Source organism: Burkholderia orbicola, assembly GCF_900100915.1.
Lineage (GTDB): Bacteria > Pseudomonadota > Gammaproteobacteria > Burkholderiales > Burkholderiaceae > Burkholderia > Burkholderia orbicola.
This window is the reverse complement of the sequence record NZ_FNKW01000002.1, coordinates 553,637-574,308: the sequence shown is the minus strand read 5'-3', so window position 1 is coordinate 574,308 and position 20,672 is coordinate 553,637. Positions and strand designations below refer to the sequence as shown.

General features: G+C 68.3%; 18 protein-coding genes. 13 read left to right on the top strand and 5 right to left on the bottom strand.

Annotated elements, in window-relative coordinates; translation table 11 throughout:
* The first annotated feature begins 90 nt into the window (after nt 1-90).
* Nucleotides 91-1,869: a DNA polymerase/3'-5' exonuclease PolX gene (gene polX / locus BLS50_RS19465; RefSeq protein WP_074803553.1), complete on the top strand. Its 1,779-nt coding sequence runs from the start codon at nt 91-93 to the stop codon at nt 1,867-1,869.
* 46 nt (nt 1,870-1,915) lie between these two features.
* On the opposite strand, the gene ald is transcribed toward polX, so the two are convergent.
* The gene (gene ald, locus BLS50_RS19460) at nt 1,916-3,031 is read right to left on the bottom strand and encodes an alanine dehydrogenase (protein WP_074803552.1); all 1,116 of its coding nucleotides are present in this window, start codon (nt 3,029-3,031) and stop codon (nt 1,916-1,918) included.
* 297 nt (nt 3,032-3,328) lie between these two features.
* Here ald and BLS50_RS19455 point away from each other — a divergent pair, with 297 nt between their 5' ends.
* Nucleotides 3,329-3,745: a DUF3995 domain-containing protein gene (locus BLS50_RS19455; protein WP_074803550.1), complete on the top strand. Its 417-nt coding sequence runs from the start codon at nt 3,329-3,331 to the stop codon at nt 3,743-3,745.
* Nucleotides 3,746-3,764: 19 nt separating this feature from the next.
* Here the strand turns inward: BLS50_RS19455 and BLS50_RS36375 are convergent, their stop codons facing one another.
* Complete coding sequence (locus BLS50_RS36375; RefSeq protein WP_256334094.1) at nt 3,765-3,902, bottom strand: RNA 2'-phosphotransferase family protein; 138 nt, start codon at nt 3,900-3,902, stop codon at nt 3,765-3,767.
* A gap of 572 nt (nt 3,903-4,474) precedes the next feature.
* Between BLS50_RS36375 and BLS50_RS19440 the strand changes: the two genes are divergently transcribed.
* From BLS50_RS19440 to BLS50_RS19425, 4 genes are all read left to right on the top strand, one after another.
* Entirely contained in the window at nt 4,475-5,215 is a 741-nt protein-coding gene (locus tag BLS50_RS19440; protein ID WP_074803545.1) for a gluconate 2-dehydrogenase subunit 3 family protein, read from the top strand.
* The gene (locus BLS50_RS19435) at nt 5,215-6,993 is read left to right on the top strand and encodes a GMC family oxidoreductase (RefSeq protein WP_011547848.1); all 1,779 of its coding nucleotides are present in this window, start codon (nt 5,215-5,217) and stop codon (nt 6,991-6,993) included. The genes BLS50_RS19440 and BLS50_RS19435 overlap by 1 nt, the downstream gene beginning before the upstream one ends.
* On the top strand, nt 6,990-8,417 hold the full coding sequence (locus tag BLS50_RS19430) for a c-type cytochrome (protein WP_074803541.1): 1,428 nt from the start codon (nt 6,990-6,992) through the stop codon (nt 8,415-8,417). The genes BLS50_RS19435 and BLS50_RS19430 overlap by 4 nt, the downstream gene beginning before the upstream one ends.
* 208 nt (nt 8,418-8,625) lie before the next feature.
* Complete coding sequence (locus BLS50_RS19425; protein WP_074803539.1) at nt 8,626-10,341, top strand: cation:proton antiporter domain-containing protein; 1,716 nt, start codon at nt 8,626-8,628, stop codon at nt 10,339-10,341.
* Between the two features lie 27 nt (nt 10,342-10,368).
* Here the strand turns inward: BLS50_RS19425 and BLS50_RS19420 are convergent, their stop codons facing one another.
* Together BLS50_RS19420 and BLS50_RS19415 are read right to left on the bottom strand one after the other, a co-directional pair.
* Nucleotides 10,369-12,267: a peptidoglycan D,D-transpeptidase FtsI family protein gene (locus BLS50_RS19420; protein WP_074803537.1), complete on the bottom strand. Its 1,899-nt coding sequence runs from the start codon at nt 12,265-12,267 to the stop codon at nt 10,369-10,371.
* A gap of 420 nt (nt 12,268-12,687) precedes the next feature.
* A complete protein-coding gene (locus BLS50_RS19415; RefSeq protein ID WP_027807850.1) occupies nt 12,688-13,035 on the bottom strand; it encodes a DUF3564 family protein in 348 nt (115 codons plus the stop codon).
* A 654-nt stretch (nt 13,036-13,689) separates the two neighbouring features.
* Between BLS50_RS19415 and BLS50_RS19410 the strand changes: the two genes are divergently transcribed.
* The gene (locus tag BLS50_RS19410) at nt 13,690-14,904 is read left to right on the top strand and encodes an SDR family oxidoreductase (protein ID WP_074803534.1); all 1,215 of its coding nucleotides are present in this window, start codon (nt 13,690-13,692) and stop codon (nt 14,902-14,904) included.
* Nucleotides 14,905-14,976: 72 nt separating this feature from the next.
* Here the strand turns inward: BLS50_RS19410 and hpaR are convergent, their stop codons facing one another.
* Nucleotides 14,977-15,417 (bottom strand): homoprotocatechuate degradation operon regulator HpaR, encoded by a 441-nt coding sequence (gene hpaR / locus BLS50_RS19405; RefSeq protein WP_023476878.1) that lies wholly within the window; start codon nt 15,415-15,417, stop codon nt 14,977-14,979.
* A gap of 152 nt (nt 15,418-15,569) precedes the next feature.
* On the opposite strand from hpaR, the gene BLS50_RS19400 reads away from it, so the two are divergent.
* The 6 genes from BLS50_RS19400 to hpaH are packed head-to-tail and all read left to right on the top strand — an operon-like array spanning nt 15,570 to nt 20,666.
* Nucleotides 15,570-16,256, top strand: coding sequence for a fumarylacetoacetate hydrolase family protein (locus BLS50_RS19400; RefSeq protein ID WP_069231041.1), 687 nt, complete (start codon nt 15,570-15,572; stop codon nt 16,254-16,256).
* Complete coding sequence (locus BLS50_RS19395) at nt 16,256-17,020, top strand: fumarylacetoacetate hydrolase family protein (RefSeq protein ID WP_006479172.1); 765 nt, start codon at nt 16,256-16,258, stop codon at nt 17,018-17,020. Before BLS50_RS19400 ends, BLS50_RS19395 begins: the two co-directional genes overlap by 1 nt.
* Nucleotides 17,021-17,046: 26 nt before the next feature.
* Entirely contained in the window at nt 17,047-18,510 is a 1,464-nt protein-coding gene (hpaE, locus tag BLS50_RS19390) for a 5-carboxymethyl-2-hydroxymuconate semialdehyde dehydrogenase (protein WP_074803531.1), read from the top strand.
* A gap of 46 nt (nt 18,511-18,556) precedes the next feature.
* Entirely contained in the window at nt 18,557-19,405 is an 849-nt protein-coding gene (gene hpaD / locus BLS50_RS19385; RefSeq protein WP_011547839.1) for a 3,4-dihydroxyphenylacetate 2,3-dioxygenase, read from the top strand.
* A gap of 44 nt (nt 19,406-19,449) precedes the next feature.
* Complete coding sequence (locus BLS50_RS19380; RefSeq protein WP_011547838.1) at nt 19,450-19,842, top strand: 5-carboxymethyl-2-hydroxymuconate Delta-isomerase; 393 nt, start codon at nt 19,450-19,452, stop codon at nt 19,840-19,842.
* 20 nt (nt 19,843-19,862) lie between these two features.
* Complete coding sequence (gene hpaH / locus BLS50_RS19375; protein ID WP_006479168.1) at nt 19,863-20,666, top strand: 2-oxo-hept-4-ene-1,7-dioate hydratase; 804 nt, start codon at nt 19,863-19,865, stop codon at nt 20,664-20,666.
* The last annotated feature ends 6 nt before the right edge of the window (nt 20,667-20,672 follow it).

Sequence of the window (20,672 nt, the reverse complement as noted above, 5' to 3'; positions counted from 1 at the left end):
GCCCGGCGGCGTCGACATGCGGCGCCGGGCGGGCAGACGCCGTCGCGCCCGCGCGCGGCGCCATCCACGTGGAAGGGAGCCACGCCAATCATGCCGATCCACAATGCCGAGTGCGCGGCCGTGTTCGCCGAGATCGCCGACATGCTCGAGATCCAAGGCGCCAATCCGTTTCGCGTACGTGCGTACCGCAACGCCGCGCGGACGATCGCCGACTACGGTCGCGACATCCCGACGATGATCGCGAACGGCGACGATCTCGGGAAGATTCCGTCGATCGGGGCCGATCTTGCGTCGAAGCTGCGCGAGATCACCGCGACCGGCACCTGCGAGCTGCAGCAAACCTTGCGTCATGCGCTGCCGGGCGCGATCGTCGAGCTGCTCGACGTGCCCGGGCTCGGCGCGAAACGCGTGAAGGCGCTGCATGACGCGCTGCACGTCGATTCGCTCGAACAGCTGCGCGCGGAAGCGAAGAACGGGCATGTGCGCGAGCTGCCGGGCTTCGGCGCCAAAACCGAAGCGCATCTGCTCGAAGCGATCGACGATCGCCTGCAGCGCGAGCCGCAACGCTTCCTGCTGCCCGATGCCGCGCACGCACTGATGCCGTTGCTCGAACGCCTGCGTGCGGTGGCCGGTGTCGGCAAGGCCGTGCCGGCCGGCAGTTTCCGCCGCCGCCGCGAGACGGTGGGCGATCTCGACATCCTCGTTACCGCACGTGATCCGGTCGCGGTCACCGAAGCGTTCGTCGGTTACGGCGAGGTGGCGCGCGTGCTCGCGCACGGCAAGACCCGGTCGAGCGTGATGCTGGCCAACGGCTTGCAGGTCGACCTGCGCGTCGTCGATGCCGATGCGTTCGGCGCGGCGCTCGTCTACTTCACGGGGTCGAAGGCGCACAACATCGCGCTGCGCCGGATCGCGCAGGCCGGCGGCCTGAAGATCAACGAATACGGCGTGTTTCGCGGCGACGAGCGGATTGCCGGCGCGACGGAGGCATCGGTCTACGCGGCCATCGGGCTGCTCGAGGTGCCGCCCGAGTTGCGCGAGGATCGCGGCGAGATCGATGCGTCGCGCGCCGGGACGCTGCCGGCGCTCATCGAGCGCAAGCATCTGCATGGCGACCTGCACGCGCATACCGATGCGTCGGCCGGGCGCGACGGCCTGCGCGCGATGGCCGCCGCCGCGCGTGCACGCGGGCTCGCCTACCTGGCCGTCACCGACCGCGTGCCGCCTGACGGCGGCGATCGCAACGGTTTCGACTGGCTCGCGCGGCAGCTCGACGAGATCGACCGCATCAACGCGACGTTCGACGATTTCGTGTTGCTCAAGGGCGTGGAAGCCGGCATTCGCGAGGATGGCAGCCTGGACGTGCCCGACGCGATGCTCGGCCGGCTCGATCTCGTGGTCGGTGCGGTACGCGACGGCTTCGACCTGCCGCGCGGCGCGCAGACCGATCGCATGCTGCGTGCGATGGAGCATCCGTATTTCACGATTCTCGCGCACCCGACCGGCCGCGTGCTCGGCGAGCGCGACGCGTGCGAACTGGACGTGCCGCGCGTGCTCGCGCAGGCCGCCGCGCGCGGCTGCTTCGTCGAACTCGATGCGCAGCCGCGGCGCTTCGACCTGCCGGACGTCTGGTGCCGCGAGGCCGCGAAGGCCGGCGTGCCGGTCGCGATCGGTTCGGATGCGTACGGCGCGGACGAGCTCGACCATCTCGCGTTCGGCGTCGATCAGGCGCGGCGCGGCTGGCTGACGCGGCAGGACGTGCTGAATACGCGCACGCTCGCGCAACTGCGGCCGCTGCTGGCACGCACGATGGGCGGTGCGGGCAGCGCGGGCGGCGGCGCGAAGCGGAGCCGGTCGAAGGGCGCGTGAACGCCACGCGGCCCGGCCGCGCTGCGTTCAGCTCATGCCGGCAGGGTCATGCGAGTACGCCGGTCGCCGGGACGTAGGGCAGGCCGAGCGCCAGCGCGACCGCTTCGTACGTGATGTGGCCGTCGCACACGTTCAGGCCCGCGCGCAGATGCGGATCGTCGAGCATCGCCTGCTTCCAGCCCTTGTCGGCGAGCGCGAGCGCATGGCCGAGCGTTGCATTGTTCAGCGCAAAGGTCGACGTGCGCGCGACCGCGCCGGGCATGTTCGCGACGCAGTAGTGGACCACTCCGTCGACCACGAAGGTCGGCGCCGCGTGCGTGGTCGCATGCGAGGTCTCGAAGCAGCCGCCCTGGTCGATCGCGACGTCGACGACGACCGCCCCCTTGCGCATCGTCGCGATCATGTCGCGCGTGACGAGCCGCGGCGCCGATGCGCCCGGCACGAGCACGGCGCCGATCACGACGTCGGCATCGCGCACGGCTTCGTCGACCGTATGCGCGTTCGAGCAGACGGTCGCGATCCGGTTGGCGAACACCAGATCGAGCTGGCGCAACCGGTTCACGTTGTTGTCGAGCACGGTGACGCGCGCGCCGAGGCCCACCGCCATCTGCAGCGCGCCGGTGCCCACCACGCCGGCGCCGAGCACGACCACGTGCGCGGCCGGCACGCCCGGCACGCCGCCCATCAGCACGCCGCGGCCGCCGCGCGGGCTTTCGAGGTGGGTCGCCGCGACCTGGATCGACATGCGTCCGGCCACTTCGCTCATCGGCGCGAGCAACGGCAGGCCGCCGCCTGGGCCCGTCACGGTTTCGTACGCGATGCAGACCGCGCCGGATTTCACGAGTGCGGCGGCCTGGTCGGGATCGGGCGCGAGATGCAGGTACGTGTAGAGGATCTGGCCGCGCCGCAGCATCGCGCATTCGGTGGGCTGCGGTTCCTTGACCTTGATGATCATGTCGGCGCGCGCGAAGATTTCTTCGGCGCCGTCGCTGAGCGACGCACCCGCGGCCGTGTAGTCGTCGTCGAGCAGGCCGATCGCCGTGCCCGCACCGCGCTGCACCAGCACGCGATGGCCGTGCCGCGTGAGTTCGCGCGCGCCGGCCGGCGTGAGGCCGACGCGGTATTCGTGGTTCTTGATCTCCTTCGGCACACCGATCAGCATGAGTCGCCTCCATGGCCTTCGTTATCGTCGTCGTGCGGGCAAGCCGGTTGAGCAGCGGCGTGCCGACCGCAGTACTGGAATAACAGGGTAGTAGTGCGCGGAGGGAAGTCAAGCGACTGGGCTGTGCGACGACGCATGCGCACTGCAACGCAGCATGCATCGCCGTCGGTTGCGACCGGACGTCGCAATGCGCGCGTGGCCGGGTTTCGGTATCGTCATGCGTGTCGCGGGCCGGGGCCGCGAGCCGAACATCTTTCGGCAAAACGACGAGACAACGAGACGAGGACCTTGATCGACATGACCGGTGCGTATTTCAGCGTGCCGACGCTTTGCGCCATCGCGTTCGTGCACGTCTACTGGGCGTTCGGCGGGCGATTGGGCAAGCGCGCGGCCATTCCGGAGCAGGATGGCGTACCGCTGTTGCGGCCGACTGCGCTCGGCACGCTGACCGTCGCGCTCGCGCTGCTGGGCGGGGCAGGCGTGGTCGCCGCGCGTGCCGGCTGGCTGGGGCGCAACGCGTATCCCTGCACGATCGCGTTCGCGGTCGTTGCGCTCGCATTGATCTTCGCGGTGCGCGCCGTCGGCGATTTTCGCTACGTCGGCTTCTTCAAACGGATTCGCGGGTCGCGTTTCGCGCGGATGGACACGCTGTATTACTCGCCGCTGTGTGCGGCGCTGGCGCTGTCGATCGCGTCGATGTTCTGGCCGTGGTGAGCGGGGCGCGGCGCGCGATTCAGTCCGCGCGCGTATCGATCAGCGTCAGGCATTCGGCCGGCACGGCATCGGTCAGCCGGACACCGTTTTCGGCGACGAAGAACGTGTGGCCCTGCCGGTGCATCCGGTGCGCCTCCACTGCGAGGACCGCGGGCACGCCGTGATGCGCCGACGGCCAGCGCCGTCCGGATCTCCGCCGACAGAGGCACGTGATGACGGGCGCCGGGCTCCGGCGCCGCCCGATCCTCGCTGTCCGCCATCACCTCATCCTTGCACATTCCGGCATCCGGTTTTCCCATTGTTGCTAATTTCGATGCACTGAATTGCATTGAACCCTCTAGCACTGGAACCGGTTCCATATATAATTCGCCGCACTCGTCGCCGGGCCCCGAAAGAGGGTCGTGCACGTTGCGCTTGCCGTCGGCGGACGCGACGTCTAAGTTGAACAAGGGTCATGGGCGATGAAGGAGAGATGCCGGCCGATGCCGGTATTTGTCCGACGATAGGGCCCGCCAAGAGGTCGATCCGCGCAACGCCGCCGGCACCGGGGCGAGCGCGGCTGCAATGACGGCGCCACCGCGAATCGCGGCCGGGCGCCTGCATCGAGGTTGTGCGCAACACACGAAAGAACAGGGCGACCGGCCGCCTGCGGCACGGCTGCCGTGCCGGGCACGCGGCATGCGGAATGCGCGCGTCCGAACCCCGATCCCCAACGATCAACACCCGACCATGTCCACGCCACCTGACAAACCCAATTCGCGTCGCCGTTTCCTGCGCACATCGGTCGCGCTCGTGCCGATCGCGTCGGTCGCCGGCTGCGACCTGCACTCGTCGTCGCCGTCCGCGACGACCGCCGGCAACGCGTCCGCTGCATCGGCCAGCGCCGAACGCGCGCCGTACAAGCCGACCTTTTTCGACGCGAAGGAATGGGCATTCGTCCAGGCCGCCGTCGACCGGCTGATTCCGGCCGACGCCGAAGGCCCCGGCGCGCTCGAGGCGGGCGTGCCCGAATTCATCGATCGCCAGATGGAGACGCCGTATGCGCACGGCGCGACGTGGTACATGCAGGGGCCGTTCCAGCAGGGCGTGCCCGAGCTCGGCTACCAGTTGAAGCTGGTGCCGCGCGACATCTACCGGCTCGGCATCGCGGCCTTCAACCGCTATTGCGAGAAGGCGCACGGCAAGGCGTTCGCGGATCTCGACGCGCCGACGCGCGACACGGTGCTCGGCGCGCTGGAGAAGGGCGGCGCGCAGATCGACGACGTCCCGCCCGGCGTATTCCTCGGCCAGTTGCTGCAGAACACGCGCGAAGGCTACTTCTGCGATCCGGTGCATGGCGGCAATCGCGACATGGCCGCGTGGAAGATGATCGGTTTCCCGGGCGCACGCGCGGATTTCATGGATTTCGTCAACCAGAGCGGCAAGCCGTATCCGTACGGCCCCGTCTCGATCAACGGGGAGCGCAGCTGATGGCCGCAGACAAGAAGCCGCACGTCGATGCGGTGATCGTCGGCTTCGGCTGGACCGGCGCGATTCTCGCGAAGGAACTGACCGAAGCGGGATTGAACGTCGTCGCGCTCGAGCGCGGCGAATATCGCGACACCTATCCGGACGGCGCGTACCCGAACACGATCGACGAGCTGACCTACAACATCCGCAAGAAGCTGTTCCTCGACCTGTCGAAGACGACCGTGTCGATCCGTCACGGCCTGCAGGACACCGCGCTGCCGTACCGGCAGCTCGCCGCGTTCCTGCCGGGCGAAGGCGTCGGCGGCGCGGGGCTGCACTGGTCGGGCGTGCACTTCCGGATCACACCGGAAGAGCTGCGCCTGCGCAGCCACTATGAAGAGCGCTACGGCAAGAAGTTCATCCCGGAAGGGATGACGATCCAGGATACGGGCGTGACCTACGACGAGCTCGAGCCGCATTTCGATTTCGCGGAGAAGGTGTTCGGCACGTCGGGGCAGGCGTACAAGGTCGGCGGCAAGGTGGTCGGCGACGGCAACGTGTTCGAGGCGAACCGCAGCGACAATTTCCCGCTGCCCGCGCAGCTCAATACGTATTCGGCGCAGCGCTTCTTCGATGCCGCGCATTCGCTCGGCCTGCATCCGTACCGGCTGCCGTCGGCGAACACGTCGGGCCCGTACACGAACCCGTACGGCGTGCAGATGGGCCCGTGCAACTTCTGCGGCTACTGCAGCGGCTACGCGTGCTACATGTATTCGAAGGCGTCGCCGAACCTGAACATCCTGCCCGCGCTGAAGCAGGCGCCGAACTTCGAGCTGCGCTCGAAGTGCCACGTGCTGCGCGTCGACCTCGACGACACGAAGAAGCGCGCGACCGGCGTCACCTACGTCGATCCGGCCGGGCGCGAAGTGCACCAGCCGGCCGATCTCGTGATCGTGGCCGCGTTCCAGTATCACAACGTGCACCTGCTGCTGCTGTCGGGCATCGGCAAGCCGTACGACCCGATCTCGGGCGAAGGCGTGGTCGGCCGCAATTTCGCGTACCAGAACCTGTCGACGATCAAGGCGTTCTTCGACAAGGACACCTACACGAACCCGTTCATCGGCGCGGGCGGCAACGGCGTCGCGGTGGACGATTTCAACGCGGACAACTTCGACCACGGCCCGCTCGGCTTCGTCGGCGGCTCGCCGCTGTGGGTGAACCAGGCCGGCGTGAAGCCGATCAGCGGCATCGCCACGCCGCCCGGCACGCCGCAGTGGGGCTCGGCGTGGAAGAAGGCCGTCAAGGACAACTACGCGCACACGATCTCGATGGACGCGCACGGTACCAACATGTCGTACCGCGACGTGTATCTCGATCTCGACCCGACCTATCGCGATTCGTACGGCCAGCCGCTGTTGCGGATGACGTTCGACTGGAAGGACAACGACATCAAGATGGCGCAGTACGTGACCGGGCAGATGAAGAAGATCGCGGAAGCGATGGGGCCGAAGGCGATCGGCGTGTCGACGCGCGAATTCGGCAAGCACTTCGACTCGCGCCAGTACCAGACGACCCACCTCGTCGGCGGCGCGATCATGGGCACCGACCCGAAGACGAGCGTGCTGAACCGCTACCTGCAGTGCTGGGACGTGCACAACGTGTTCGTGATGGGCGCGTCCGCGCTGCCGCAGGGCATCGGCTACAACCCGACCGGCATCATCGCGGCGCTGGCCTACTGGTCGGCACGCGCGATCCGCGAGCAATACCTGAAAAATCCCGCCCCGCTGGTGACCGTATGAAGAGGACGATGAACCACCACAACGCCGCGCGTCCGGTGTCCCCGCTGCGGCGCGCGCTGGCGATCGGCGCGGCATGGGCGGCATTCGGTCTGGCAGGCGGCGCCGCGTTCGCGCAGCCGGCGTCCACGCCGGCCGCGGCTTCGGGCGCGGCGGCTGCGCCTGTCGCCCAGTCCGCCGACGCGGCGCTCGTCAAGCGCGGCGAATACCTCGCCCGCGCAGGCGACTGCATCGCCTGCCACACCGCGAGCGGCGGCAAGCCGTTCGCGGGCGGCCTGAAGTTCGACACGCCGATCGGCGGCATCTACTCGACGAACATCACGCCGGACCCGAAGACGGGCCTCGGCGGCTGGACTTACGAGGACTTCACCCGCGCGGTGCGCGAAGGCGTGCGCAAGAACGGCGACACGATGTATCCGGCGATGCCGTTCCCGTCGTACGCGCGTCTGACCGACGACGACATGAAGGCGCTGTACGCGTACTTCATGCACGGCGTCGCGCCGGTCGAGCACGAGAACCGCAAGGTGGACATCGTGTGGCCGCTGTCGATGCGCTGGCCGCTCGGCATCTGGCGCAAGATGTTCGCGCCGTCGCCGAAGCCGTTCGACGCGGCGTCGTACACCGACCCGGTGGTCGCGCGCGGCGCGTATCTGGTGCAGGGGCTCGGCCACTGCGGCGCGTGCCATACGCCGCGCGCGCCGACGATGCAGGAGCGCGGGCTGACCGACGCGGACGGCCTCGACTTCCTGGCCGGCGGCGCGGCGATCGACGGCTGGGTGCCGACGAGCCTGCGCGGCGAGCCGCGCACGGGCCTCGGCACGTGGAGCGAAACCGAGATCGTGCAGTTCCTGAAAACCGGCCGCACGCTGCGCACGGCCGCGTTCGGCGGGATGACGGACGTGGTCGGCCACAGCATGCAGCACATGACCGACGACGACCTGAATGCGATCGCGCGCTACCTGAAGACGCTGCCGCCGCGCGTGCAGGGCGAGCAGCCGCACGTGTACGACGCGGCCGCGGCGAAGGCGCTGCAGACCGGCGACGCGAGCAAGCCGGGCGCGGCCGTCTATCGCGACAACTGCATGGCCTGCCACCGCAGCGACGGCCACGGCTACACGCGCGTGTTCCCGGCACTCGCCGGCAACCCGGTCGTGCAGGGCGACGATCCGACCTCGCTAATCCACGTCGTGCTCGAGGGCAGCGCGCTGCAGGGCACGCGCACCGCGCCGTCGACCTTCACGATGCCGCCGTTCGGCTGGCGCCTGTCGGACCAGGAAGTCGCGGACGTGTCGAACTTCGTGCGCACGAGCTGGGGCAACACGGGCGCGCCGGTGACGGCCGCGCAGGTCGCGAAGGTGCGCAAGAGCGTGCCGTCGACGCGGCCCGAGCCGCCGCCGGGCGCGCGCTTCCCGCAAGCGTCGCGCTGATGGGAGCGGCGGGGCGTCCGCCCCGCCTGCCGCCCGGCCCACGTCCACGTGCGGCCGGGTGCGCAACGCTTTTCCCTTCGCCGGGGTCGCGCCCCGCAACCCGCGCCGCCGCGCGAAATTTTCGCGGCTGCGCGCCATTTTTCCGCCTCATCCCTTATCCTTTCACTCTTGAACCTTACTAAATAGTTACAAGAGCTTGGGAGGGGGGATGCCTCATGACGTCAGCCTGATTGCGTTGCTCGCGGCCGGTTTCGGTCTCGCGATGATCTTTGGTTACCTCGCGTCGCTGCTGAAAATGCCGCCGCTCGTCGGCTATCTGCTCGCCGGGATCGTGATCGGCCCCGGCACGCCCGGTTTCGTCGGCGACCTGTCGCTCGCGCAGCAGCTCGCGGAAGTCGGCGTGATGCTGCTGATGTTCGGCGTCGGCCTGCATTTCTCGCTCGGCGATCTCCTCGCGGTGCGCAAGATCGCGCTGCCGGGCGCCATCGTCCAGATCACCGTCGCGACGCTGCTCGGCGGCGGGCTCGCGCTCACGTGGGGCTGGAGCCTCGGTGCGGCGCTCGTGTTCGGGCTGGCGCTGTCGGTCGCGAGTACCGTCGTGCTGCTGCGCGCGCTCGAAGGGCGCGGGCTCGTCGAGACGGTCAACGGGCGCATCGCGGTGGGCTGGCTGGTCGTCGAGGATCTCGTGATGGTGCTCGTGCTGGTGCTGCTGCCGCCGGTGGCGGGGCTGCTCGGCGGCACGCCGCCCGGCGACGCGCATGCGGCCGGCGGCAGCGTGTGGGGCACGCTCGGCGTCACGATGCTGAAGGTCGCCGCGTTCATCGCACTGATGCTGGTGGTCGGCAAGCGCGTGTTCCCGCGCATTCTGTGGCTCGTCGCGCGCACCGGCTCGCGCGAGCTGTTCACGCTGTGCATGATCGCGGCCGCGGTCGGCATCGCGTTCGGCGCGGCGAAGCTGTTCGACGTGTCGTTCGCGCTCGGCGCGTTCTTCGCCGGGATGATGATGCGCGAGTCGGAATTCAGCCGGCGCGCGGCCGACGAGACGCTGCCGCTGCGCGACGCGTTCTCGGTGCTGTTCTTCATCTCGGTCGGCATGCTGTTCGACCCGAAGGTGCTGCTCGACGAGCCGCTGCACGTGATCGAGGTCGCGGCCATCGTGCTGATCGGCAAGACGGTCGCGGCCGTCGCGCTCGTGATCGCGTTCCGCTATCCGCTGAACACCGCGTTGACGGTCGGGGCGGGCCTCGCGCAGATCGGCGAATTCTCGTTCATCCTCGCGGGGCTCGGCCGTGCGCTCGGGCTGCTGTCGGCCGAAGGGCAGAGCCTGATTCTCGCGGTCGCGCTGATCTCGATCGCGATGAACACGCTGCTGTTCGCGATGATCGATCCGGCGCTCGCGTGGATTCGCAAGCATTCGGCGTTCGCGCGCAAGCTCGAGGCGCGCGACGATCCGCTCGCCGCGCTGCCGATGTCGACGCCGCAGACGCATCTGACCGGGCAGGTCGTGATCGTCGGCTACGGCAAGGTCGGCACGCGGATCGCGCATGCACTGGACGAGCGCGGGATCGCGTATGTCGTCGTCGAGCAGAATCGCGAGCTCGTCGAGAAGCTGCGTGCGGACGGCATCGCGGCCGTGTCGGGCGACGCGATCGAGCCGATCGTGCTCGTGCAGGCGCATATCGCCCGCGCCGGGATGCTGGTCGTCACGCTACCCGACGTGTTCGACGTGCGGCAGATCGTCGAGATTTCGCGCACGCTCAACCCGGCGCTCGAGGTCGTGCTGTGCACGAACAGCGGCGACGAGGCCGCGCTGCTGTCGAGCGAGGGCATCGGCACCGTGTTCATGGGCGAGACCGAACTCGCGCGTGGGATGACCGAGCACGTGCTCGGCCGGATGGTGAAGCCGGTCGCGGCCGCGCATTGACGGCGCGCGGCGGCGCGCCTGGCGTCGTCAGCCCGCTGCGGCCATCTTCGCGGGCGCGGGGCGGCTGGATTGCGCAGCCGTCTTGAGTTGGGCCGACGGTTTCTGCGCGACGGTCGCCGTGGCCGGCGCCCCCGCTTTCGGCGCCGCGACCGTCTTCTGCGGCGCGGCGGCCTTCGCCGGTGCATTCTTCTCGGGCTCGACCGGTGCATCGGGCGGCACGCCGAGCAACTGCAGCGAGCCGCTCGTGACCGACGCGAACACCGGGCCGGCTACCGTGCCGCCGTAGTAACCCTTGCCGCGCGGCTCGTCGATCATCACCGCGACGATCAGGCGCGGGTTGCTCATCGGCGCCATCCCCGCGAACAGCGCGCGGTACTTGCCCTTCGCATAGCTCGCGCCGACCTGCTTGCGCGCGGTACCCGTCTTGCCGCCGATCCGGTAGCCGTCGACGCGCGCGCGGCGCCCCGTGCCGCCTTCGCCGACCGCCATCTCGAGCATCGAGCGGATCGCGGCGGCCGTTTGCGGCGACGTCACGCGGTGGCCGCGGTGCGCGTCGATCGTCTGCTGGTCGGTGCCGTTCTTCAGCAGCGACACCGGGTGCAGCGTGCCGTCGCCCGCATACGCGGTGTAGGTCTGCGCGATCTGCAGCAACGACATCGACAGCCCGTAGCCGTACGCCATCGTCGCCTGCTCGATCGGCCGCCAGCGCTTGTAGCCGCGCAGGCGCCCCGACGCGACGCCCGGGAACGTCAGTTCCGGCGCGCGGCCGATCCCGTACTCCTGGTATTTGTTCCAGATCGTTTCGGCGGGCAGGTTCAGCGCCAGTTTCGCGAGCGCGACGTTGCTCGACTTCTGCAGCGCCTGCGATACCGTCAGCGACCCGTGGTTGGACGTGTCGTGGATCACCGCCGGGCCGATCTTGTAGGTGCCCGGCGACGTGTTGATGATCGTGTTCGGCGTGACCTTGCGCTCGTCGATCGACAGCGCGACGACGAGCGGCTTGATCGTCGAGCCCGGTTCGAACGTGTCGATCACCGCGCGGTTGCGCAATTGCTGGCCGGTGAGTCGGGCGCGGTCGTTCGGGTCGAAGGTCGGATAGTTCGCGAGCGCGAGAATCTCGCCGTTCTGCGCGTCGAGCACGACGACGCTGCCGGCCACCGCGTTGTTCTCGATCACGGCCGCCTTGAGCTGGCTGAAGGCGAGCTGCTGGATGCGGCGGTCGATCGTCAGTTCGATCGTCGCGCCGTGCTGCGCGGGGACGAGCGGCCGCGTGTCCGACACGATGCGGCCGAGCCGGTCGCGGATCACCTCGCGCTGGCCGGAGGTGCCTTGCAGGCGCGCATTCGCCGCGAGCTCGACGCCTTCCTGGCCCTTGTCCTCGACGTTCGTGAAGCCGACCACGTGCGCGGCCGATTCGCCTTCCGGGTAGAAGCGCTTCGAATCGGCGATCTGCGTGATGCCGTCGATCGCGAGCTTGTCGAGCCGGCTCGCGGTGTCGGCGTCGACCTGCCGCTTGAGCAGCACGAACGTCTTGTCGTTGCCGAGACGCCGCTTCACCTCGACGAGCGGCAGGTCGAGCAGCTTCGCGATCTGCGGGTAATCGGTGTCGGCGACCTGTTTCGGGTTCGCCCAGATTTCATAGGTCGACAGGCTGACCGCGAGCATCGCGCCGTTGCGGTCGACGATGCGCCCGCGCATCGCATCGAGCTCGATCGTGCGCTGGTAGCGCTTCTGGCCCTGACCGACGTAGAAATCCTGGTTCGCGACCTGCACCCAGAAAGCGCGCGCGATCAGCGCGGCGAACGCGAGGAACACGACGACCACGATCAGCCTCGAGCGCCACATCGGCAGGCGCGACGCGAGCATCGGATTCTTGGTCGCCGCCGCGTATGGATCGGCAGGGTGGGTCTTCTTTTTCACGCTCATGCAATGGCCGGGTCGGGCCGCCGGGCGGCGGCGGGTCAGTCTGAATAATGCGATTGTAATAAATGAGTAAACATCGTGTGGGGAAAGTATGTTCCGGCCCTTCAAAAAGGCGAAGGTCAGGCCATCTGGAACAGGGGAGGGGAACCGGCAGGAAAGGTGGGGCCAACGCGGGATTCGGCGGCGGCGGATGAGGACGAAACCTGCGCGATCATCGCATGCCGATTCGGGCAGGCGGTTCGGGATATCGCTCGATCGCGATCGCCCGCGGCGCGCGATCAATTGCCCGGACGTCGGTTATTTCTTTAATCCCGAAAATGAAAAGCGCCTCGAGTCGAGGCGCCATTAATGCTGAATATCGAAATGAATATCACTACTACCGGAATAAACCCGAAAACCGCAGACGATTCACGTCAATAATACCTACCGCGCAACGGAAATAAATTCCCGGTATTCCGGCTGGGTCGTGCAGGTATCGACCGCCTGCAGGCGCCACGCGCCGTCGGGATGCTCGCCGGCGAGCACCGCGGGGCCCTGTTCGCGGCGCATCGCATCGAACGACAGCCCCTTCAACTGACAGACGGCATTGCCGCTGTCGGCCGCGCACAGCGCCATCGCGCCTTCGACGTCGCGGACCTTGCCCCAGGTCGGAAGATCGATGCCCTGATGTGCCTCGCGCGACCACAGCCCTTCGTCGGTATCGACCCACAAGACCGCGAAGGAATGCCGGGTTGCCGATTCGCTGCCATTAATCCGAATGGTGAGGCGCATTGGATCGTCTCCTGAAAAAGATGACACATTCGACCGTTTTGACTTGAACAGTCTAGATAGACTGGTGTGAAACGCAAGTGATAATCCGCAATAAACCCGGATCGAGTCTATTTCCGTTTCAGATGAAACGATGTCTGACGATTCATGGTCATTCCCGAGGCGTCAGCCCACGCGGGCGATAGCGGCGACCAGCGGTGGCCGGGCCGGCGCGCGCGGCGGTCCAGACATGGGATGACAGGGCCGCCGGCCGCGGCGATCGGTCGCGCGCCGACCGATCGACGGAAAGCGGGGCGAAGGACACGCTCTGGCGCATTCTCGGATGCAGCCGGACCGAACCTTTCAGCGTGTTGACGCGGCGGCCGGCACGACACACTCCGACAATCGCGTACAAATCGGCACACTTTCACGAAACTTTCGGGACAGACTTGCATGCGGTCGGGCCCCACACTGGGAACTTCCCGATCCTGTGCCGCGGACGCCCGTCCGCGCCGGCTGCCGCCGCCTCGTGCCGGAGCGCGATCGACGCGATCGCAGGCCGCACGCCGGATCGGGAGGCGCCGGGGCGCGCGTCAGCCCCGGCCCGGCCGGTGAGCCGTGCGCCGCCCGCAACCGCGGGCACCGCGCCGCCCGGCCGACTCTTCGAAGGAGACTATCGTGCTGATCTGGAAAACCGCGTTGTCGCTCAACTGGCGGACGAGCCTCGTGTCGCCGGCCAGCGCACCGGTCGCGGCGGCGAACGTGGGCCGGCTGGTGCTGACCGGCGCAACCGGCTTCATCGGCAGTACCGTGCTGACGGCGCTCGTCAATGCGGGGCTGCTCGAACGCATCGTGTGCGTCGTGCGCGCGCAGGACCGCGGCCATGCGGTCGCGCGGCTGCGGGAAGCGGTGTTGCGCGCGGGGCTCGCGCCGTACTGGGCGTCGCGCCTGACCGATGCGAACGTGATCGTCGGCGCGCTCGGCGACGTGTGGCACGGCGCCGATGCGCCGCGCCTCGCCGGCGCGACGCACGTGATTCACTGCGCGGGCCATGCGTCGCCGGCCGACGGCGCGCATCTGCAGGCCGACATCGCCGACGCGGTGCACTTCGCCGAACGCTTTGCCCGCGCGCCGCGCCTGCAGCGCTTCGTGTACGTCGGCACGGCCTACGCGCATGCGGGCCGCGGCGGGATCGTGCAGGAAGAGGCGGAACGCGACGCGGAGAACGACGTCGCGCCGCAGGCCGACGAAGGCCTGCCCGGCGCGGTGCTGGCGGCCGACTACCTGCATGCGAAGGCCCGGACGGAGCAGCGTCTGCGCGCGCTCGGGCTGCCGCTCGTCGTCGTGCGGCCGTCGCACGTGGTCGGCCATACGGTGCTCGGGACGCGTCCTGCGCCGAATTCGTTCTGGATGTTCCGGCTCGCGCATGCGGCGCGCCGCTTCACCGCGCGGCCGATGACGCGCATCGACATCGTGTCGGTGGACGACGTGGCGCGCGCGACGATGCTGCTGGCCGTCAAGCCGACGCTCGCGCACGACGTCTATCACGTGTCGGCCGGCGACGAGGCGCCGCAGGTCGCGCAGATCGTGCGCGCGATGGACGAGGCGGCGGGGATGACCGGGGCGCCGCGCTACGCGGCGTGCGCGCCGGCGGAACTGCCGCTCGTCGTGCGTGATGTGCTGGGGCGCCCCGATCCGGCACTCGAGCGCGTGATCGGCCGGGCCCTGCAGCGCTGCGGGGAATTCGCGACGGTCGATCGCGTGTTCGACAATCGCCGCGTGCGCGACGAAATCGACTTCGAGCCATTGCCGTTCATCGATTACGTCGAGGAGTGCATGCGCACGTCGCGCGGCGTGGCCGTGACCGAGCTGATGCGCGGCGCGATCCACTGATACTGATCGCCCGCTGACCGCCCGCGTCGCATTGGCGTCCGCTCCCGCCCATGACGGGGGCGGGCGCCGTCTTTACGCCTGGCTGCCGAGCTCGATGAGCCGGTCGAGCGCGCGGTAGATGTCTTCCAGGCCGTCCTGGCCGAAGCGCGACTCGAGCTGACGATATTGCTCGTCGATGCGCGGCCCGATCTCCGTCACCAGTTTCCTGCTTTGCGGCGTCAGGCTGACCAGCAGCCGGCGCTGATCCTCCTGCGCGCGCGTGCGGGTGATCAGGCCGTCGCGCTCCATCCGCTCCAGCACGCCGGTCAGGCTCGGGCTCAGGATGCAGCAGCGTTTCGCGATCTGTCCGGCTTCGAGCGCCTCCGTCGGTTCGCCGTCGAGCACGCGGATGATCCGCCATTGCTGTTCGGTCAGCGAAAATTCCTTGAGAATGGGGCGAAACAGACCCATCAGCGTTTCGCGGGCCTCGAGCAGCAGCATGGCCAGGTTGCGATGGTCGAGCGTACGGTTCATCGGGATGAGCAGAGGACGGGGACGCATCAATCTTAACAGCCGAAGCTGATGAATTTCGCATCTCAGGGTAATCGAGGTTGCCAGCGCCCGATTGTTTACTTAAGATATTAACTATTGACGATGCGCCGCGACGCGCGGCAGGGGAATGACGCATGGAGCTGTCTTGCACGACCGCCGCGGCGCCGCCGTTGCCGGTCGCCATCGGTACCGTCTACGGCGCGCTGCTCAACGAGCGCGCGGCGCTCGACGCGCTCGGCGATGCGGTGAACGCACCGCCTTACGGCCGCCCGCCGCAGGCGCCGATCCTGTACATCAAATCCGCCAACACGCATGCGGCCGACGGCGCCGCCGTGGTCGTGCCGGCCGGTGTCGACGCGCTGGAGATCGGTGCGTCGGTGGCCGTCGTGTTCGCGCGGCGCGCGACGCGCGTGACGGCCGCGCGGGCGCTCGACTACGTGCACGGCTTCACGCTCGCGAGCGACGTGTCGGTGCCGCATCCCGATTACTACCGTCCGGCCGTGCGCTTCAAGTGCCGCGACGGCTTCTGCCCGCTCGGGCCCACGATCGTGCCGGCCGCCGCGCTCGCCGATGTCGACGCGATCGGCCTGACGGTGCGGATCGACGGCGAAGTGGCGGCATCCGCGTCGACCGCGACGCTGATTCGTCCGGTGCGCGCGCTGATCGCCGACGTGACGGCCTTCATGTCGTTCGACGCGGGCGACGTGCTGTTGCTCGGCGTCGCGGGCGGCGCACCGCATGCCCGCGCGGGCAGCACGATCGAGATCGCCGCGGCCGGCATCGGCACGTTGCGGCATACGCTGATGGCGGAGGAAGCATGATGAAGACGGCGCGCGTGATCTACAACGGCGCACTGCATGCGGCCGAACCGGCCGGCGACGGCGCGATCCGCCTCGATACCGGGCGCGTGGTGGCCGAGGACGCGGTGGCGTGGCTGCCGCCCGTCGCGCCGCGCACGACGTTCGCGCTCGGCCTGAACTACGCCGACCATGCGAAGGAACTCGCGTTCAACGCGCCGAGCGAGCCGCTGATTTTCCTGAAGGGGCCGAATACGTTCGTCGGCCACCGGTCGCTGACCGTGCGCCCCGCGGACGCCACGCACATGCACTACGAGTGCGAACTGGCCGTCGTGATCGGCCGGCCCGCGCGCCACGTGAGCCGCGCGCAGGCCATCGACTACGTGGCCGGCTATACGGTCGCGAACGACTACGCGATTCGCGACTATCTGGAGAACTACTACCGCCCGAACCTGCGCGTGAAGAACCGCGACACCTGCACGCCGCTCGGGCCGTGGTTCGTCAGCCGCGACGAGATCGGCGACGCGGGCGACCTGACGCTGCGCACGACGGTGAACGGCCGGGAGACGCAGCGCGGCAGCACGCGCGACATGGTGTTCGACGTGCCGGCGCTGATCGAGCACATCAGCAGCTTCATGACGCTCTCGCCGGGCGACCTGATCCTGACCGGCACGCCCGAAGGGCTGGCGGACACGCAGCCGGGCGACGAGGTCGTGACCGAAATCGAAGGAATCGGCCGGCTCGTGAACACGATCGTCGGCGAGGCAGACTACTATCGCGCCGGCTGAGCCCGTCGCCCAAGGAAGGAGAGCACATGACCATCAAGCACTGGATCGGCGGCCGCGAAGTGGAGAGCCGCGAAACCTTCACGACGCTGAACCCGGCGACGGGCGACGTCATCACCGACGTCGCGTCGGGCGGCGAGGCCGAGGTCGACGCGGCCGTGCGCGCGGCGAAGGAAGCGTTCCCCAAATGGGCGAACACGCCGGCGAAGGAGCGCGCGAAGCTGATGCGCAAGCTCGGCGAGCTGATCGAGAAGAACGTGCCGATGCTCGCCGCGCTGGAAACGCAGGATACCGGCCTGCCGATCGCGCAGACGAGCAAGCAGCTGATTCCGCGCGCGTCCGAGAACTTCAACTTCTTCGCCGAAGTGTGCGTGCAGATGAACGGCCGCACCTATCCGGTCGACGACCAGATGCTGAACTACACGCTGTACCAGCCGGTCGGCGTGTGCGCGCTGGTGTCGCCGTGGAATGTGCCGTTCATGACCGCCACGTGGAAGACGGCGCCGTGCCTCGCGCTCGGCAACACGGCCGTGCTGAAGATGTCGGAGCTGTCGCCGCTGACGGCCGACCAGCTCGGCCGGCTCGCGCTCGAAGCGGGTATCCCGCCGGGCGTGCTGAACGTCGTGCAGGGTTACGGCGCGACGGCCGGCGATGCGCTCGTGCGACATCCGGACGTGCGTGCGGTGTCGTTTACCGGCGGCACGGTCACCGGCAAGCGGATCATGGAGCGCGCGGGCCTCAAGAAGTATTCGATGGAGCTCGGCGGCAAGTCGCCGGTGCTCATTTTCGACGACGCCGATTTCGACCGCGCGCTCGACGCGTCGCTGTTCACGATCTTCTCGATCAACGGCGAACGCTGCACCGCGGGCTCGCGGATCTTCGTGCAGCGCACGATCTACGATCGCTTCGTGCAGGAATTCGCGCGCCGCGCGAACAACCTGGTGGTCGGCGATCCGACCGATCCGGGCACGAATCTCGGCGCGATGATCACGCGCCAGCACTGGGAGAAGGTGACGGGCTATATCCGCATCGGCGAGCAGGAAGGCGCGCGCGTGGTCGCGGGCGGCGCGGACAAGCCGGCGGGGCTGCCCGATCATCTGCGCAACGGCAACTTCGTGCGGCCGACCGTGTTCGCCGACGTCGACAACCGGATGCGCATCGCGCAGGAAGAGATCTTCGGGCCGGTCGCGTGCATCATCCCGTTCGAGGACGAAGACGACGGGCTGCGGCTCGCGAACGACACGGCGTACGGCCTGGCGTCGTACATCTGGACGCAGGACGTGGGCAAGGTGCACCGGCTCGCGCGCGGTATCGAGGCCGGGATGGTGTTCGTGAACAGCCAGAACGTGCGCGACCTGCGCCAGCCGTTCGGCGGCGTGAAGGAATCGGGCACCGGGCGCGAGGGCGGCGAGTACAGTTTCGAGGTGTTCGCGGAGATCAAGAACGTGTGCATCTCGATGGGTTCGCATCATGTTCCGCGCTGGGGCGTGTGACGGGCGCCGGCCGTGTTGTCGCAAGAACGATAGGGAGACTTGAACGATGGGCAAACTGTCCCTCGCCGCGAAGATCACGCACGTGCCGTCGATGTACCTGTCGGAACTGCCCGGCAAGCATCACGGCTGCCGTGAAGCGGCGATCCGCGGCCACCAGCTGATCGGCGAGCGCTGTCGCGCGCTCGGCGTCGACACGATCGTCGTGTCGGACGTGCACTGGCTCGTCAACGCCGGCTATCACGTGAACTGCAATGCGCGGTTCGCGGGCACCTATACGAGCAACGAGCTGCCGCATTTCATCCGCGACATGCAGTACGCGTATCCGGGCAACCCGGCGCTCGGCCGGCTGATCGCGGAAACGGCCACCGAGCGCGGCGTCGCGACGCGTGCGCACGAGATCGACAGCCTCGAGCTCGAATACGGCACGCTCGTGCCGATGCGCTACATGAACGGCGACCAGCACTTCAAGGTCGTGTCGATCGCCGGCTGGTGCATGTGGCATCAGCTCGACGAAAGCCGGCGCTTCGGCGAGGCGCTGCTCGAGGCGATCGAGAAGAGCGATTCGAACGTCGCATTCCTCGCGAGCGGCTCGCTGTCGCACCGCTTCAACGACAACGGCAGCCCCGAGGAATCGATCCACCAGATCAGCCGCGAATTCTTCCGGCAGGTCGACCTGCGCGTGGTCGAGCTGTGGAAGCAGGGTGATTTCAAGACCTTCTGCGCGATGCTGCCCGAATACAACGTGCATTGCCACGGCGAAGGCGGCATGCACGACACGGCGATGCTGCTCGGGCTGCTCGGCTGGGATCGCTACGACAAGCCGGTCGAGATCGTCACCGACTATTTCGCGAGCTCCGGCACCGGGCAGATCAACGCGATCTTCCCGCTGCCCTGAGCGTTGCCGCCCGCCACGCCTTCGAATCCGACCGGAGAGTTGCCATGCCACACATCGTCGTCGAATACACCGCGAACATCCGCGACGACGCTCGCATTCCCGCGCTGCTGCGCACGATCAACGCGACGCTGATCGCACAGGGCGGCGTGTTTCCGACCGGCGGCATCCGCTCGCGCGCGATCGAGCTGCACGATTATTGCGTCGCGGACGGCACGGAGGACGACGCGTTCGTCCACGTGACGCTGAAGATCGGCGCGGGCCGCAGCGACGAAACGAAACAAGCCGCGTGCGACGCGCTGTTCGACGCGATCAAGGCCCATTTCGCCGAGCTGTACGCGAAACGCTACCTCGCGCTGTCGATGGAACTGACCGAGTTCAGCGAAAGCGGCTCGTACAAGCACAACAACATCCACGCCCGCTACAAGCGGGCCGGCTGAACCCCATTCCCGATCCGACCATGCTCGAACCCGCCCTCATCGACCAGCTCGCGCACCGTCTGCACGACGCCGAGCGCGCCCGCACGCAGATCCGCCAGATCTCGCTCGACCATCCCGACATCACGATCGACGACGCGTATGCGATCCAGCGCGCGTGGGTGACCCTCAAGCTCGCGGAAGGCCGCACGCTGAAGGGGCACAAGATCGGCCTCACGTCGAAGGCGATGCAGAACACGTCGCAGATCGACGAGCCCGACTACGGCGCGCTGCTCGACGACATGTTCTTCGACGACGGCGGCACGATCCCGACCGGCCGCTTCATCGTGCCGCGCGTCGAGGTCGAGCTCGCGTTCGTGCTCGGCAAGCGGCTCACGGGGCCGAACTGCACGATCTTCGACGTGTACGACGCGGTCGATTACGTCGTGCCGGCGCTCGAGATCATCGACGCGCGCAGCCAGTCGATCGACCCCGATACGAAGCGGCCGCGCAAGGTGTTCGACACGATCGCCGACAACGCGGCGAACGCGGGCGTCGTGATCGGCGGCCGGCCGGTGCGCCCGCAGGACGTCGATTTGCGCTGGGTCGCCGCGATCATGTCGCGCAACGGCGTGGTCGAGGAAACCGGTGTCGCGGCCGGCGTGCTGAACCATCCGGCGAACGGCGTCGCGTGGCTTGCGAACCGGCTGTCGCGTTTCGACGTCGCGCTGGAGCCGGGGCAGATCGTGCTCGGCGGGTCGTTCACGCGGCCCTGCGCGGCGCGATCGGGCGATACGTTCAGCGTCGACTACGGCCCGCTCGGGACGATCCAGTGCTACTTCGAGTGAGGTGAG